The 14,118-nt window shown below is 69.7% G+C and carries 15 protein-coding genes; 6 read left to right on the top strand and 9 right to left on the bottom strand.

Features of this window, described 5'->3' with window-relative positions:
* Nucleotides 1-57 precede the first annotated feature (57 nt).
* From EV678_RS12705 to EV678_RS12665, 9 genes are all read right to left on the bottom strand, one after another.
* Nucleotides 58-876 carry a metal ABC transporter permease gene (locus tag EV678_RS12705; RefSeq protein ID WP_130459774.1) on the bottom strand — a complete coding sequence of 273 codons (819 nt, stop codon included), beginning with the start codon at nt 874-876 and terminating at the stop codon, nt 58-60.
* Nucleotides 873-1,466, bottom strand: coding sequence for an ATP-binding cassette domain-containing protein (locus tag EV678_RS12700; protein WP_130459773.1), 594 nt, complete (start codon nt 1,464-1,466; stop codon nt 873-875). Before EV678_RS12700 ends, EV678_RS12705 begins: the two co-directional genes overlap by 4 nt.
* Before the next feature lie 7 nt (nt 1,467-1,473).
* Nucleotides 1,474-2,367, bottom strand: coding sequence for a metal ABC transporter substrate-binding protein (locus EV678_RS12695; RefSeq protein ID WP_130459772.1), 894 nt, complete (start codon nt 2,365-2,367; stop codon nt 1,474-1,476).
* Nucleotides 2,368-2,531: 164 nt separating this feature from the next.
* The gene (locus tag EV678_RS12690) at nt 2,532-3,986 is read right to left on the bottom strand and encodes a hypothetical protein (protein WP_130459771.1); all 1,455 of its coding nucleotides are present in this window, start codon (nt 3,984-3,986) and stop codon (nt 2,532-2,534) included.
* A 98-nt stretch (nt 3,987-4,084) separates the two neighbouring features.
* Nucleotides 4,085-4,393, bottom strand: coding sequence for a hypothetical protein (locus EV678_RS12685; protein WP_130459770.1), 309 nt, complete (start codon nt 4,391-4,393; stop codon nt 4,085-4,087).
* 6 nt (nt 4,394-4,399) lie between these two features.
* Nucleotides 4,400-5,464 carry a CobW family GTP-binding protein gene (locus tag EV678_RS12680; protein WP_130459769.1) on the bottom strand — a complete coding sequence of 355 codons (1,065 nt, stop codon included), beginning with the start codon at nt 5,462-5,464 and terminating at the stop codon, nt 4,400-4,402.
* 12 nt (nt 5,465-5,476) lie between these two features.
* Nucleotides 5,477-6,472, bottom strand: coding sequence for a CobW family GTP-binding protein (locus EV678_RS12675; RefSeq protein WP_130459768.1), 996 nt, complete (start codon nt 6,470-6,472; stop codon nt 5,477-5,479).
* A gap of 8 nt (nt 6,473-6,480) precedes the next feature.
* Nucleotides 6,481-6,921, bottom strand: coding sequence for a Fur family transcriptional regulator (locus EV678_RS12670; RefSeq protein ID WP_130459767.1), 441 nt, complete (start codon nt 6,919-6,921; stop codon nt 6,481-6,483).
* 91 nt (nt 6,922-7,012) lie between these two features.
* Nucleotides 7,013-8,461: a cryptochrome/photolyase family protein gene (locus EV678_RS12665; protein ID WP_130459766.1), complete on the bottom strand. Its 1,449-nt coding sequence runs from the start codon at nt 8,459-8,461 to the stop codon at nt 7,013-7,015.
* Nucleotides 8,462-8,616: 155 nt separating this feature from the next.
* Between EV678_RS12665 and EV678_RS12660 the strand changes: the two genes are divergently transcribed.
* Genes EV678_RS12660 through EV678_RS12635 form a run of 6 tightly spaced genes read left to right on the top strand, consistent with a single transcriptional unit; the run spans nt 8,617 to nt 14,075 of the window.
* The gene (locus tag EV678_RS12660) at nt 8,617-10,257 is read left to right on the top strand and encodes a DUF342 domain-containing protein (RefSeq protein ID WP_130459765.1); all 1,641 of its coding nucleotides are present in this window, start codon (nt 8,617-8,619) and stop codon (nt 10,255-10,257) included.
* A gap of 48 nt (nt 10,258-10,305) precedes the next feature.
* Nucleotides 10,306-10,866, top strand: coding sequence for a YqgE/AlgH family protein (locus tag EV678_RS12655; RefSeq protein ID WP_014235704.1), 561 nt, complete (start codon nt 10,306-10,308; stop codon nt 10,864-10,866).
* Nucleotides 10,859-11,335 (top strand): Holliday junction resolvase RuvX, encoded by a 477-nt coding sequence (gene ruvX, locus EV678_RS12650; protein ID WP_130459764.1) that lies wholly within the window; start codon nt 10,859-10,861, stop codon nt 11,333-11,335. Before EV678_RS12655 ends, ruvX begins: the two co-directional genes overlap by 8 nt.
* Nucleotides 11,328-11,849 (top strand): bifunctional pyr operon transcriptional regulator/uracil phosphoribosyltransferase PyrR, encoded by a 522-nt coding sequence (gene pyrR / locus EV678_RS12645; RefSeq protein WP_014235706.1) that lies wholly within the window; start codon nt 11,328-11,330, stop codon nt 11,847-11,849. Before ruvX ends, pyrR begins: the two co-directional genes overlap by 8 nt.
* A gap of 1 nt (nt 11,850) precedes the next feature.
* The gene (locus tag EV678_RS12640; protein WP_130459938.1) at nt 11,851-12,825 is read left to right on the top strand and encodes an aspartate carbamoyltransferase catalytic subunit; all 975 of its coding nucleotides are present in this window, start codon (nt 11,851-11,853) and stop codon (nt 12,823-12,825) included.
* 5 nt (nt 12,826-12,830) lie between these two features.
* Complete coding sequence (locus tag EV678_RS12635) at nt 12,831-14,075, top strand: dihydroorotase (protein WP_130459763.1); 1,245 nt, start codon at nt 12,831-12,833, stop codon at nt 14,073-14,075.
* Nucleotides 14,076-14,118 lie beyond the last annotated feature (43 nt).

The following is a 14,118-nucleotide window of genomic DNA, read 5'->3' as shown; positions in this document are numbered from 1 at the left end:
GCAAAACGCCGCAGCAGTATATAACGACTAGCTTATGACTTTTATCACACTACGCCGTCATGCCGCAATCCGGGGAAAACCGCGCGCCAGCAGGGCGCTGGCGGCCCCCAGGAGAACCAGCAGCAGGGCCAGCACCGGGCCGAAGGGCTGATCCAGGACCAGGGCCAGGGCGAAGGCCAGCAGGTGGGCCAGGCCGCCCAGGAGGGCGCCCAGCCACAGGGCGGCACGCCAGCTGCGGGCCCAGGGGGCGGCGGCCAGGGGGGGGATGAAGACCAGGGCGAAGGCGGCCATGACGCCGACGCTGGTGGTGGCCAGGGCCAGGACGCCGGCCACCACCAGGTCGAAGGCCAGGTGCAGGCGGCGGCTGGAGCGGCCCCGGGCCCGGTAGAAGTCCGGATAGAAATGGGACAGCAGCAGGGGCCGGGAGAGCCAGCGCAGCAGGGGCACGGCCACGGCGAAGGCGCCCAGGGCGGCGAGGAAATGGCTGCGGTCGGTGAAATAGAGCTGGCCGTCGAAGAGGGCATGGCCCAGGCGCTCGGCCAGAGGCAGGTTGGCCGCCAGCAGCACGGCGGTGCCCCAGCCGGCCAGCAGCAGCATGGCGTAGGCGGCGCCCCGGGTGGCTTCGGCCGCCTCCTCGAAGGCGTTTTTCACCGCCGCCGCCAGGAAGGCCGCAGCCGGCCCGCCCAGGACCAGGGGCAGGGCCAGGGCTGCCGCCGAAAGGCTGCCGGCAGCGGCCATCTGGGCGTAGGAGAGGGCCGCCAGCCACTCGCCGCGCAGGCGCAGGTAGGCGCCGCAGAGGGGCAGCAGCAGGGCGAAGACCAGGCCGGTGAGGCAGGGCCAGAGAAAGAGGGGGTCGGACAGCAGTTCCAGGTTCATGGCCGCGGCCCTCCCGGCAGGCGCACCACCCGCTGGCAGGCGGCGGCGACGAAATCGTCGTCATGGCTGACCAGGACGATGCCGGCGCCGGCCGCCGCCCGGGCGGCGATGGCGGCTCCCAGGGCGGCCACGCCCTGGGGGTCCAGGTTGTTGGTGGGTTCGTCGAGCAGGATCACGTCCGCCGGCGCCTGCAGGCAGGCCCACAGGTGCAGGAATTGCAGTTGGCCGCCGGAAAGCCGGTCCAGGCGCTCATCCAGGCGAGCCGCCAGCCAGGGCGGCAGACCGGCGGCGCTGGCGCCGGTAAGGGCCAGCAGCTCCCGGCCGTTGAGGGGGATGCCGGCCACCGCCGGCTGGCGCTGGGTCTGCCAGGAGATTTCCACCCCCGGCGCCAGGTCGACGCTGCCAGCAAAACGCCGGCCGGCGCCGGCCAGGACCGAGAGCAGGGTGCTCTTGCCCGAACCGTTGGGCCCCGCCAGCCCCAGCACCTCGCCCCGGGCCAGGGTGAAATCCACCGGCCCCACCACGGGCCGGCCGTAGCCGGCGACGAGGGCGGCAACGCTGAGCAGGGGATGGGCGGAGGCAATGGGCATGGAGGGTTCAGCGCAGGGCGGCCAGGAGGCGGTTCACCGTGTCGTCGAAAAGGGAGAACAGGTCCTTGGCCTCGGCCGTGCCGCCCACGGTGAAGGGCAGGATCACGGCGGGGATGCCGGCCTTGTCGGCGATCCAGCGGGAGGGGGCATCATACTGGTAAGCGGGCCGCAGGACCATGCGCCCCGGGTTGTGCTGCTGCCGCGCCAGCACTTCCGCCAGGTAGCCGGAAGACGGCTCCATGCCCGGCTTCTGCTCCAGCACGCCGACCTGCTTCAGGCCGAGCCAGGCATTGAGGTAGGGGAAGGCGTCGTGCTGCACCAGTACCGGCACGCCCTTGAGCGGGGCGGCCTTGGCTTCCCAGCGGGCGATGGCGGCCTTCCAGCGTTCGGCGAAGCTGCGGTAGCCGGCCTGGTAGGCCTGGGCCTGGGCCGGGTCCAGCAGGGCCAGGCGCTCGGCCAGGGCCTCGCCGATCTTCAGGTAGAGGCGCGGATCGGTCTGGATGTGGGGATTGCCGCCGGCATGGACGTCGCCGTGGGAGCGGTCCAGCACTGCCGGCACTTCGCGCAGGGTGACGTAGCGGGCCGCCTCGAAATAGCCGGGCTGGCCGCTCTGGATCGCCGGATTGCCCGACTCCCGCTGCACCAGGGGCAGCCAGCCCACCTCCAGCTCGGCGCCGGTGGCCACCAGCAGCTGGGCATTGCGGCCCCGGGCGATGAGGGAGGGCTTGGCCTCGATGCGATGGGGGTCCTGCAGGCCGTTGGTGGCGGCCACCACATTGACCTTGTCGCCGCCGATCTCCTTCACCAGGGCCGCCCATTCGGGCACCGTGGCCAGCACATTGAGCGCCGCCTGGGCCGGCAGGGTGAAAGCCAGGAGCAGTAAAACAATCAGTCGTTGCATGGAAATTCCTTTCAGCCGGCGAAGGGGCAAACCCCACTCCGCCAAAAAATTCAGATCACGCAAAAAGCCGCGCCAGTGCCGGCCAGGCTAGGCGCGAGGGGCCGCCGTGTGCTGTTGCACACAAGGCCCCGAGTAACGAAGCATCGCCGGCGCCAGCGTGGTTTTTAAAATTTGTGGGCGCCGTGGGTGCCTAGACTCTGGATGTATTGCAGGAACACCTGGTTGTCCGTCTCCCCCAGCCCGGACTGGTCCCGCGCCAGCTGCAGGCGGAAGCGGGAGAACTCGCTGGGGCTGTAGTCGAACATGACGCTGTTGCGGGTCGGGTTGTGGCTGGCCATGATCGGGAAGTCGGAACCGCTGAGGATGCCGTTCTTCGCCAGGCCGATGTCCACCGTGCCGTAATCGAGGCGGTCGTGGCGCAGGCCGGCGCGCCAGCGCGGCATGAACTGGTACACCCCTTGCAGGTACCAGCCGGACTGCTTGCTCTCGTAGCTGCCGCTGCAATCGCCGCCGCAGGCGCCGGCGGCCGAGTTGCTGGCCAGGGTGCCGCTTTCGGTGCGGCGGAAGTACTCGCCCTGGAGGGTGAAGTTGGTGACGCTGGGGTTGCCGTTGGGTGCCCACTTCCACACCCCGTCCAGAATCCACAGGCGGCTCTTGCCGCTGAAGGTGTCGTCCACCGCCGCCCCCAGGCTGTCCGTGTCCTGGTAGGTACGGTCCTTGGGCGAGGTGCCCAGGTAGGAGAGGCCGGCGCGCCAGGCGTTGCTGGGGCCCACGTCGCCGCCCAGGTGGGCGAAGAGGACGCCGGTGGTGGTGCCGTTCTTGTTGCGGTCGGTGCTGGGGAAGGACTGGCCGCGGCCGGCTTCGGCACCGATCTCGAAGAAGGTCTCGGTGGGCGCCAGCCAGCGCAGCTGCACCCCGTCCTGGCCGAACTGGTTGCCGAGGAAGGCCTTGTAGGCCAGGGGCGCATCGACGAAGTCCCAGGCGTGGGCATGCTGCTCGTTGAGATAGCCGAGGCTGGAGAAGAAGCGGCCGGCCTTGAAGTTGAAGCCGCGGCCCAGGCCCAGGCTCTCGATGTAGGCGTTTTCCATGTCCACGCCGCCTTCGGGCTTCAGGGCGGCGATGGCGACGCCGCGCCAGTTGGGGTCCACGTTGGCGCTCAGCACCAGCTCGGTCTCGCCCAGGCTGAAGCTGCGGCTGCCGGGGCCCACTTCGCCCAGGGTCGGGGTGAAGCCGGTGATCTGGTAGCTGTTGGGGTCCTTCTTCAGATTGTTGTAGGTGCCGGTGAGGATGAGGGAGATTTCCGGGTTGAAGGCATTGGCCCGCACCGGTTCCCGGCTGCGGGAGGCCTGGGCGCTCTCGGCGCTGGCCTTGGCCTCGCCGGCGGTGGCGCTGGCATCCACCGCCGTCCTCTCGGCCTTGACGGCCTTGGTTTCAGCCTGGGCCAGGCGCCCTTCCAGGGCGGCGATGCGCTGCTCGTAGGCGCGCTGCATCTGCTGCAGCTGCTCGCGCATCTGCTTCATTTCCCGGGCCACGTCGGCATCGGGAGCGGCCTGGGCGGCGCCGGCGGCCAGGGCAAACGAAACGGCCAGGGCCAGGGGGGTGTAACGGGGAGTGAACATGGTCTACCTCAATTCAAATCTGACAACGACGGGACAGCGACGGCCGCCCGCCCCGGGCCGGAGAGGCAAGGGGGATGCGGCTCTTCATGGCTCGTTGCTCAGGATCGAGGCGGGGCGCCCTGGCGGGGCAGGGGGGTCGGTAGATGGCGCCAGCGGGGCTCGCTGGCGATGGCCGGCTCGAAAGCGGCCAGGGACAAGGGCAGGGGAGCAGCCGTCGCAGCCAGGGGCGTCGCGTGGCCGCCCAGGTGCAGACAGACGAGACAGGACTCAGCCGCCAGGCCGGCCCCCTCCTCGCCCTGCAGGTGGCTGGCCAGGTGCAGCAGCCACACCGCCGCCAGCAACAGGGGCAGCAGGGCCAGCCAGCGGACGAGGCGGGCGGGGGGGCGGCAGCGCGGCGCCGGCATCATGGCGGTTTAGACGGCCAGCCCGTCGGCATCGCGGACGCCGCCGCAGAACATGGTGAAGGCCTTCTCCACGTTGTCCTTGGCGAAGTTGCGCACGATGAACACCAGCCGGGTGCTGCGGTCGTTGAAGGGTGCGGCTTCCGGCCAGGCATCCAGCACCAGGGTCGGGTAGCGGGTGTGCTGCACGCAATGCACCACCCGGGGCTGCGCCTCCCCGGCCACGTGCACCAGGCCCTTGACCCGCAGGATGCGGTCGCCGCAGGTGGCCAGCAGCACGTCCAGGGCTTCGAGGAAATCGCCCCAGTGCAGGGGCTCGGCAAAGCGCAGGGTGAAGGCGTGCACCAGGGCGTCGTGGCGGTTGGGATCGTGGTCGTGGCCGCTGTGGTTGGCCCGGGTCGCCTTGACCGCTTCCTCCGCCAGCCAGCGGGCCACTTCCGGCGCCTTGGCGGCGGCGTTGAAGGTGCCGCTGTCGAGGAACCAGGCGGCGTCGGCCCGGCCCTGCACCACCAAATGGCGCGGCGCGCCGGGGTTGAGGCGCTGCAGGCGGCGCTCCAGCCGCGGCAGGGCCCCGGGATCGGCGAGCAGGTCGGTCTTGGTCAGCAGCAGGCGGTCGGCCATGGTGACCTGCTTCACCGCCTCGAAGTGGCGCGACAGCTGGCCCTCGGCATGGGTGACATCCACCGCCGTGATGACGCCGTCGGTACGGTAGCGCTCGGCGATGAAGAAGTCTTCCATCAGGGTATGCATCACCGGCGCCGGATCGGCCAGGCCGGTGGTCTCGATCAGCACCCGCTTGAGGGCCTTGATTTCGCGCCGCTGGGCGCGCATGGCCAGGTCCTTCAGGGCCCGCACCAGGTCGCCGCGCACGGAGCAGCAGAGGCAGCCGGAGTCGAGCAGCACCAGGTTCTCGTCCACCTTTTCCACCAGATGGTGGTCCAGGCCGGTCTCGCCGAACTCGTTGATGAGCACGGCCGTATCGGCCATCTCCGGCTGGCGCAGGAGGTGGTTGAGCAGGGTGGTCTTGCCGGCGCCGAGGAAGCCGGTGAGGACGCTGACGGGAACGCGGCGGTCCATGGTCTTATGCGCTCACCAGGGCTTGCCGATGCACTGGCGCAGGCCCTTCTCGAAAATGTCCCGGGGCAGGTTGCGGCCGATGAAGACGATGCGCGACTCCCGCGCCTCGTTCTCGGCCCAGGGCCGGCCCACGTTGGTGGCCACCAGCATGTGCACCCCCTGCAGGATGATCTGGTGGGCCTGGCCGGTCACTGCCAGGAGGCCCTTGTAGCGCAGCATGTCCTCGCCGTAGACCTGCACCAGGGCGCCGAAGAATTCGTCCAGGCGGGCCGGGTCGAACTCGCCGTGGGTGGTGAAGGCGAAGCTGCTGATGGCGTTGTTGTGGTGATGGTGGTGGCCGCTGGCGAGGAAATCCGGCTCCCGCTCCAGCACCGACTCCAGGGAGAAGCTGTTCACGTCCAGCAGGGCCGCCAGGTCCACGCCCTGGCCCTGGAGCGTCTCGTAGATGGCGGCGCGGCCGTTGATGTCCACCAGGCGGGCGATCAGGGCGGCCTTCTCGGCCTCGCTCACCAGGTCGGTCTTGGTCAGCAGCAGGCGGTCGGCGAAACCCACCTGCTCCTGGGCGATCTCGTGCTGGTCCAGCTGCGCCATGGCGTGCTTGGCATCCACCAGGGTGAGGATGGCGTCCAGGCGGTAGGCCTGGGCCACTTCCGGCTCCACCAGGAAGGTCTGGGCCACCGGGCCCGGGTCGGCCAGGCCGGTGGTCTCGATCAGCACCCGGTCGAAATGCAGGGTGCCGTTGGCGCGCTTTGCCACCAGCTCGCCCAGGATGCGGGTGAGGTCGCCGCGCACGGTGCAGCAGATGCAGCCGTTGTTCATCTCCACGATCTGCTCTTCGCTTTCCAGCAGCAGGTCGTTGTCCACTCCCACTTCGCCGAATTCGTTTTCGATGACGGCGATGCGCTGGCCGTGGGCTTCCTTGAGGATGCGGTTGAGCAGGGTGGTCTTGCCGCTGCCGAGGAAGCCGGTGAGCAGGGTGACGGGAAGGCGGGGATCGGTGGTGAGCATGGCGGCTTTCAGGGCTGGGCGGCGGCGCAGGCGGGGCACTGGCCGTGGAGATCCACTTCCATGCGGGCCAGGCGGAAGCCGGCGGGGAGTTCGGGGGCGGCGGGGGGCGGCGCATCCAGGCAGAAGATGCGGCCGCAGGCTTCGCAGCGGAAATGGGCGTGGGCGATGTGTTCGGCGGCGGGGCCGGTAGCGGAGTAGCGGAAGACCCGGGAGGCATCGGTGGCCTTGGCCGCCAGGCCGGCGGAGACCAGCCAGTCCAGGGCCCGGTAGAGGGTGACCCGGTCGCCGGCCAGGGGGCCCAGGGCCTTTTCCACCTCCAGGTGGGTCAGGGGCCCGGCGGCGCCCCGCAGCAGGGCCAGCACCTGGACCCGGGCCGGCGTCACCCGGGCGCCGGCGGCGCGGATGGCGGCGGCCGCCTGGACGGCGGGAGCGGCGGCGGAATCGGTCATGGCGTCAGGCGCCCGAGGTGCACGGGCGCGGCGGGAATTGGCGGGAGGGCCATTAGAGCACAACACTATTGCAACTGCAATTGTGTTGCACTTACTCCGCCGCCGCCTCCTTGCCGGCCTTGCCCTTCACCGCCTCGAAGCGGGCCAGGGTGCGTTGGCGGGCCAGATTGTGGTCCACCACCGGCGCCGGGTAGTCGCGGCCGATGATGACACCAGCAGCCTGCTGCTCCAGGGGGGCCATGCGCCAGGGAGCGTGGATGTGCTTGTCCGGCACCCCGGCCAGCTCCGGCACGTAGCGGCGGATGAAGCGGCCCTGGGGATCGAATTTTTCCGACTGGGTGATGGGGTTGAAGATGCGGAACCAGGGCTGGGCGTCGCAGCCGGTGGAGGCGGCCCATTGCCAGCCGCCGTTGTTGGCTGAGAGGTCGAAGTCCAGCAGCAGGTCGGCGAAATGCTGTTCCCCCAGGCGCCAGTCCAGGCCCAGGTCCTTGGTCAGGAAGGAGGCCACCACCATGCGCAGCCGGTTGTGCATCCAGCCGGTCTGGGCCAGCTGGCGCATGGCCGCATCCACCAGGGGATAGCCGGTACGGCCCTCCCGCCAGGCCGCCAGCAGGGCGGGGGCCTCGTCCCACAGCACCCGGTCGAACTCGGGCTTGAAGCAGCCGTCCGGCAGTTGGGGGAAACGGTCCAGCACCATAAAATAGAAGTCGCGCCAGATCAGCTCCGAAAGCCAGGTGGCGGCGCCGGGGCCGCCGCTGCGCCAGGCCTCGCCCGCCAGCTGGCGGATGGAGAGGCAGCCGAAGCGCAGATAGACGGAGAGGTAGGAGACGCCCTTCACCGCCGGAAAATCCCGCTGCTCGGCGTATCGCTCCAGGCGCTGGCGGAAGTCCTGCCAGCGGGCGGCGCCGCCACTCATGCCGGGGACGACGCCGATGCGCTCAAGGTCCGTCGGCAAAAAGCCGATATCTGCCAGTGAAGGCACCCCGCCGCCGTCCGGGGGCGGGGCCAGGTGCCCGCTGTAGCGATCCACCGGATAGGGACGGACATGAAAATCCTCCAGTTTCCCCAGCCAGCAGTTCTTGTAGGGCGTGAACACGGTGTAGGGCGTGCCGCCCTTGGTCAGGACCTCGTCGCCGTCGAAGACGGCCTGGTCCTTGAACAGGTGCAGGGCGATGCCGTCCCGCTCCAGGTCGGCGGCCACCGCCGCGTCCCGGGCCTTGGCCCGGGGCTCGTAGTCCCGATTGGCGAACACCGCCGCCACGCCCAGCTGGCGCGCCAGGGCGGCAATTTCCGCGGCCGCCGGGCCGTGGCGCACCATGAGGCCGCCGCCCTTGGCCTGGAGGGCCACATGGAGTTCCGCCAGGGATTCCCGGATGAAATCGACCCGCCGGTCGCTGCGCCCGGGCAGGGCCTCCAGGATGTCGCTGTCGAAGACGAAGGCGCACCACACCCGGCGCGCCGACTTCAGCGCGTGGTAGAGGGCGGCGTGGTCGTAATCGCGTAGATCACGGCGGAACCAGACAAGGGCGGATTCAAGCATAATGGCAATCGATTCAGGCGCGGCGGAGCAGTGCCGCCCCCACAGGGAAGGGGCTTCCGGGTTCGACGGCCGGAAGGTGCGCCAGATGTTAGCTCTAAATACTCCAGTCGGCGAAGAGGCGTGCGACAGACACGCCTGATCTCAGGAAGGGATCAATGGAAGCGCAAGGACTCGATTTCACCTACGACCCCGAAAGTCGTAGCCTGGTCGCCAGCTTTACTCCGGAAGCAGGAGTGGCGCCCCCCACGGTAGACGTCCCCTGGCTCGAAGAACGCATCGCCGAGCTCGGCCACGGCGCCCTGCGGCGCAATGCGGCCGCCCTCGGCGTGCTCGCCGACAGCATCAAGGGCGCCCGCCCGGTGGCGGCCCTGGCGGTGGCCGAGGCGGTGGACGCCAAGGCCGAGGTCAGCGTCGCCGGCGACAAGATGGCCGCCTTCCTCAGCATCACCCCGCCCCAGGGCGGCGCCCCCATCGACGCCGCCGCCATCCGCCGGGCCCTGGCCCAGCAGGGCGTCACCACCGGCATCCGGGAGTCCGCCATCGCCCAGGCCCTGGCCCTGGGCCAGGCCGACAACCTGCTCATCGCCGAGGGCCGGGCCCCGGTCCACGGCGAGGACGGGCGCATCGAGGTGCTGGTGCCGGAAAGCCGCAGCCGGGTGCCCCAGGTCAACGAAAAGGGCCTCATGGACTACCGCAACCTGGGGGAAATCCTCACGGTACACGCCGGCCAGGCCGTCATGCAGCGCATTCCCGCCACCCCCGGCACCCCGGGGGAAACCGTTTCCGGGGCCGTGATCCCGGCCCTGGCGGGCAAGGAGACCATGTTCTCCCCCAACCTCTCCGGCGTCGCCCCGGACCCGGCGGACCCCAACAAGCTGGCCGCCGCCATCACCGGCCAGCCGGTGCGCACCCGGGAAGGGGTGATCGTCGAGCCCACCTACACGGTGAATGAAGTCACCATCAATTCGGGCAACATCGACTTCGACGGCGCCGTCACGGTCAAGGGTGACGTCCAGGCCGGCATGACCATCCGCGCCAGCGGCGACATCGAGATCGGCGGCACGGTGGAGGCGGCGGTCATCGTCGCTGGCGGCGACATCGTCATCAAGGGCGGCGCCATCGGCTCAGGCGGCCGCAAGGACGCCCAGGGCAACGAAATCCCCTCCTACATCCAGTGCGGCGGCAGCTTCACCGCCACCTACGTGCAGCAGGCCAAGGTGGAGGCGGGCGACAGCATCTTCATCGACGACGTGGCCATGCAGAGCAATCTCATCGCCATCAACCAGATCGTCGTCGGCCACAAGCAGCGGGGCCACATCATCGGCGGCCGGGCCCAGGCCACCCTGCTGGTGAAGGCCAAGGTGATCGGCTCCGGCGCCCACATCGGCACGCGCATCGACATCGGCCTGGACCCCAAGCTGCGGGCCCAGCAACAGCGCCTGGTGCTGCACCGGCAGCAGGTGGAGGAGCAGCTGGCCCAGGTGGTCAAGCTGCTGGAGCTGGCGGCCAAGCTGCCGGAACGGGTGCCGCCGGAGACCCTGAAGCGGGCCCGCATCACCCGGGAATCCCTGCTACGCACCCTGACCCGCCTGGGGGAGGAGGAAACCCTGCTGCAGGAACAGCTGCGCCTGGCCCAGAACGCCAAGGTCATCGCCGAGCAGGCGGTGTACGAGGGCATGGAGGTCCATTGCGGCCTGCTGCACTACACCCTGGTGGGAGACAAGGCCCACGGGCTGCAGGTGCGGGTGGCGGAAGGGGCCCTGGAGGCCGACCAACTGGCCCGGGGCAAGAGCTGAGCAGGACGCCCATGCCAGGACCCGTTCCGGGGTAAAATCCGCCCTGCCATGGACAGCGTCAATCTCACCGACCACTTCCTCATCGCCATGCCGGCGATGGACGATCCCTATTTTTCCCGCGCCCTCGTCTACGTCTGCGAGCACAACGACCAGGGCGCCCTCGGCATCGTCGTCAACAAGCCCCTGGACATGCCCCTGCAGGACCTCTTCGAGAAGGTGGACATTCCCCTCGACGCCGCCGGCCTGAACAACCTGCCGGTGTATTTCGGCGGCCCGGTGCAGACCGACCGGGGCTTCGTCCTGCACCGGCCGGTGGGCCAGTGGCAATCCACCCTGGCGGTCAACGACGAGGTGGGCCTCACCAGCTCCCGCGACATCCTGGTGGCCATGGGCCGGCAGGGCCAGCCCAGCGAAGTGCTGGTGACCCTGGGCTACGCCGGCTGGGGCGCCGGCCAGCTGGAAAGCGAACTGGCCCAGAACGGCTGGCTCACCGTGCGCGCCGATCCCTCCATCGTCTTTTCCCTGCCGCCGGAAGAACGCCTGGCCGCCGCCATGCTCGCCCTGGGCATTGACTTCGCCCATCTGGCCGAGGACGCCGGGCATGCCTGAGGCTGCCGTCGGCTCCCCTTCCGCTCCGACCGGCACGGTCCTGGCCTTCGACTTCGGCGAGAAGCGCATCGGCGTCGCCGTCGGCGAGCCCCAGGTCAAGCACGCCCATCCCCTGACGGTGATCCACGCCCAGTCCAACCAGGAACGTTTCGCCGCCATCGCCGCCCTCATCGCAGAATGGCGCCCCACCTTGCTGGTGGTCGGCCTGCCGGTCAGTCTGGACGGCAATCCCCACGGCATGACGGCCCGCTGCACCCGCTTCGCCAACCAGCTGAAGGGCCGCTTCGCCCTGCCGGTGGCCTTCGCCGACGAACGCCTGACCTCCCTCGACGCCAACGAGCGCCTGCGGGAAACCGGCCACAACGCCAAATCCGCCAAGCAGCACCTGGACGCGGTGGCGGCCCAACTCATTCTGCAAGCCTATTTCGACACTTCCGACCCTTTCTCCGAACCTGCCGCCCATGCCTGAAGCCATTCCCACCCAGCTCCCCGACGCAGAACTGCAACTCGCCAGCCTGGCCGAGCAACTGCGCCCCCACCTCACTCCCGACACCGCCCTGGTGGGCATCTACTCCGGCGGCGCCTGGGTCGCCGAGCGTCTCAAGCAGCTGCTCGACATTCGCGAGGAAGTGGGCCAGATCGACGTCTCCTTCTACCGCGACGACTTCGCCGAGAAGGGCCTGCATCCCCAGGTGCGCCCCAGCCACATCCCCTTCGAGGTGGAAGGCCGGCCCCTGATCCTGGTGGACGACGTGTTGTACACCGGCCGCACCACCCGGGCCGCCATCAACGAGCTGTTCGACTACGGCCGCCCGGCCCGGGTCGAACTGGCGGTGCTGGCCGACCGGGGCGAGCGGGAGCTGCCCATCGAGCCCGGCTACTGCGTCTGGGAAGTGGACCTGGAAGAAGGTGAAGAATTGATCCTGGGCCGGGAGGAATCCGGCCGCCTGTTCTGGAAAATGGGGAGGAACGACCGTGGCTGAGATGCTCACCCAGAGCCGTCTGAATCCGCAGCTCGACGCCGAGGGCAAGCTGCAGCACCTGCTGTCCACCGAGGGCCTGCCCCTGCCGGTGATCACCCAGATCCTGGACACCGCCGAGAGCTTCCTCGAGGTCTCGGACCGGGATGTGAAGAAGGTGCCCCTGCTGCGCGGCAAGAGCGTCTTCAACCTCTTCTTCGAGAACTCCACCCGTACCCGCACCACCTTCGAGATCGCCGCCAAGCGCCTCTCGGCGGACGTCATCAACCTGGACGTATCCCGCTCCTCCACGGCCAAGGGCGAGACCCTGCTCGATACCATCGACAACCTCTGCTCCATGCACGCCGACATGTTCGTGGTGCGCCACGCCACCTCCGGCGCCCCCTTCCTCATCGCCGAGCACTTGAAGCGCATCGGCCGGGACGACATCCACGTGGTGAACGCCGGCGACGGCCGCCATGCCCACCCCACCCAGGGGCTGCTGGACATGTACACCATCCGCCACTACAAGAAGGATTTTTCCAACCTGACGGTGGCCATCGTCGGCGACATCCTCCATTCCCGGGTCGCCCGCTCCGACCTGCATGCCCTGCGCACCCTGGGCTGCGGCGAAATCCGCGCCATCGCGCCGAAGACCCTGCTGCCCGGCTACCTGGAAAACCTGGGGGTGAAGGTCTTCCACGACATGAACGAAGGCCTCAAGGACTGCGACGTGGTGATCATGCTGCGCCTGCAGAACGAACGCATGAACGGGGCCCTGCTGCCCTCCGCCGGCGAGTATTTCAAGCGCTACGGCCTGACGCCGGAAAAGCTGGCCCTGGCCAAGCCCGACGCCATCGTCATGCACCCGGGCCCCATGAACCGGGGCGTGGAAATCGACTCGTCCGTGGCCGACGGGCCCCAGGCGGTGATCCTCAACCAGGTCACTTTCGGCATCGCCGTGCGCATGGCGGTGATGGGCATCCTCGCGGGGAACTGAACACCATGAACATCAGCATCAAGAACGGCCGCCTCATCGACCCCAAGAACGGCATCGACGCCCGGCAGGATCTCTTCATCGCCGACGGCCGCATCGCCGCTGTCGGCCAGGCCCCCGCCGGCTTCGTCCCTGAGCGGGAAATCGACGCCGCCGGCTACGTGGTCTGCCCCGGCCTGATCGACCTTTCCGCCCGCCTGCCGAGCCTGGAGGCGGAGCTGGCCTGCGCCGCCGCCAACGGCATCACCACCGTGGTCTGCCCGCCGGACACCCGGCCGGTGCTGGACGAGCCGAGCCTGGTGGAACGCCTGATCCAGCGCGCCGAAGCCCTGGGCCTGGCCCGGGTGCTGCCCCTGGGCGCCCTCACCAAGGGCCTGCAGGGCCAGACCCTGGCCAGCATGGCCGGCCTCGCCAGCGCCGGCTGCGTCGCCTTCTCCCAGGCCAGCCAGCCCGTCACCGACCTGCAATCCCTGTACCGGGCCATGCAGTACGCCGCCACCTACGACTTCGCCGTCTGGCTGCGGCCCCAGGATTACCAGCTGGCCAAGGACGGCGTCGCCCACGACGGCGAAATGGCCGCCCGCCTGGGCCTGGCCGGCATCCCCGTGGCTGCCGAGACGGTGGCCATCGCCACCCTGATCGAACTGGCCAAGAGCACCGGCGTGCGCCTGCACCTGATGCGCCTCTCCTCCGCCGCCGGCGTCGCCATGGTGCGCGAGGCCAAGGCCCGGGGCGTCGCCGTCAGCTGTGACGTGGCCGCCCACCACCTGCACCTGGCGGAAGAGGACATCGGCTACTTCAACGCCCAGGCCCGCTTCGACCCGCCCCTGCGCTCCGTGGCGGACCGGGCAGCCCTGCGCTTCGGCCTGGCCGAAGGCGTGATCCAGGCGGTCTGTTCCGACCACACGCCGATGGAGGCGGACGGCAAGCAGGTGCCCTTCGGCGAGGCGGAAGTGGGGGCCCGGGGCCTGGAACTGCTGCTGCCCCTGGTGCTGGCCTGGGCCCGGGAGGACGGACTGTCCCTGGGTACGGCCCTGGCCCGGGTCACCAGCGACGCCGCCGCCGTCATCGGCCGCAGCGACCTGGGCCACCTGGCCGTAGGTGCCGTGGCCGACGTCTGCGTCTTCGACGCCGAGACGGAATGGACCATCACTCCGGACGCCTTTACCAGCGTGGGCCGCAACAGCCCCCTGGCGGGACGCACCATGAGCGGCCGCATCCAGGCCGTGGTGGCCGGCGGCCGGCTGCTCTAGACATTCTCCGGCAGGCGGGCACCGCAACGGCCGCCCCGCCTGC

It is taken from the genome of Azospira oryzae, assembly GCF_004217225.1.
Taxonomy (GTDB): domain Bacteria; phylum Pseudomonadota; class Gammaproteobacteria; order Burkholderiales; family Rhodocyclaceae; genus Azospira; species Azospira oryzae.
This window is presented reverse-complemented; position numbering and strand designations above follow the sequence as displayed.

Bases quoted from the DNA above. Each gene is read 5' to 3' on its own strand.
- EV678_RS12665 (WP_130459766.1), bottom strand. From the start codon at position 8,461: ATGCTTGAATCCGCCCTTGTCTGGTTCCGCCGTGATCTACGCGATTAC.
- EV678_RS12655 (WP_014235704.1), top strand. From the start codon at position 10,306: ATGGACAGCGTCAATCTCACCGACCACTTCCTCATCGCCATGCCGGCG.
- EV678_RS12705 (WP_130459774.1), bottom strand. From the start codon at position 876: ATGAACCTGGAACTGCTGTCCGACCCCCTCTTTCTCTGGCCCTGCCTC.
- EV678_RS12680 (WP_130459769.1), bottom strand. From the start codon at position 5,464: ATGGACCGCCGCGTTCCCGTCAGCGTCCTCACCGGCTTCCTCGGCGCC.
- EV678_RS12635 (WP_130459763.1), top strand. From the start codon at position 12,831: ATGAACATCAGCATCAAGAACGGCCGCCTCATCGACCCCAAGAACGGC.
- EV678_RS12660 (WP_130459765.1), top strand. From the start codon at position 8,617: ATGGAAGCGCAAGGACTCGATTTCACCTACGACCCCGAAAGTCGTAGC.
- EV678_RS12690 (WP_130459771.1), bottom strand. From the start codon at position 3,986: ATGTTCACTCCCCGTTACACCCCCCTGGCCCTGGCCGTTTCGTTTGCC.
- EV678_RS12700 (WP_130459773.1), bottom strand. From the start codon at position 1,466: ATGCCCATTGCCTCCGCCCATCCCCTGCTCAGCGTTGCCGCCCTCGTC.
- ruvX (WP_130459764.1), top strand. From the start codon at position 10,859: ATGCCTGAGGCTGCCGTCGGCTCCCCTTCCGCTCCGACCGGCACGGTC.
- pyrR (WP_014235706.1), top strand. From the start codon at position 11,328: ATGCCTGAAGCCATTCCCACCCAGCTCCCCGACGCAGAACTGCAACTC.
- EV678_RS12640 (WP_130459938.1), top strand. From the start codon at position 11,851: ATGCTCACCCAGAGCCGTCTGAATCCGCAGCTCGACGCCGAGGGCAAG.
- EV678_RS12670 (WP_130459767.1), bottom strand. From the start codon at position 6,921: ATGACCGATTCCGCCGCCGCTCCCGCCGTCCAGGCGGCCGCCGCCATC.
- EV678_RS12675 (WP_130459768.1), bottom strand. From the start codon at position 6,472: ATGCTCACCACCGATCCCCGCCTTCCCGTCACCCTGCTCACCGGCTTC.
- EV678_RS12695 (WP_130459772.1), bottom strand. From the start codon at position 2,367: ATGCAACGACTGATTGTTTTACTGCTCCTGGCTTTCACCCTGCCGGCC.
- EV678_RS12685 (WP_130459770.1), bottom strand. From the start codon at position 4,393: ATGATGCCGGCGCCGCGCTGCCGCCCCCCCGCCCGCCTCGTCCGCTGG.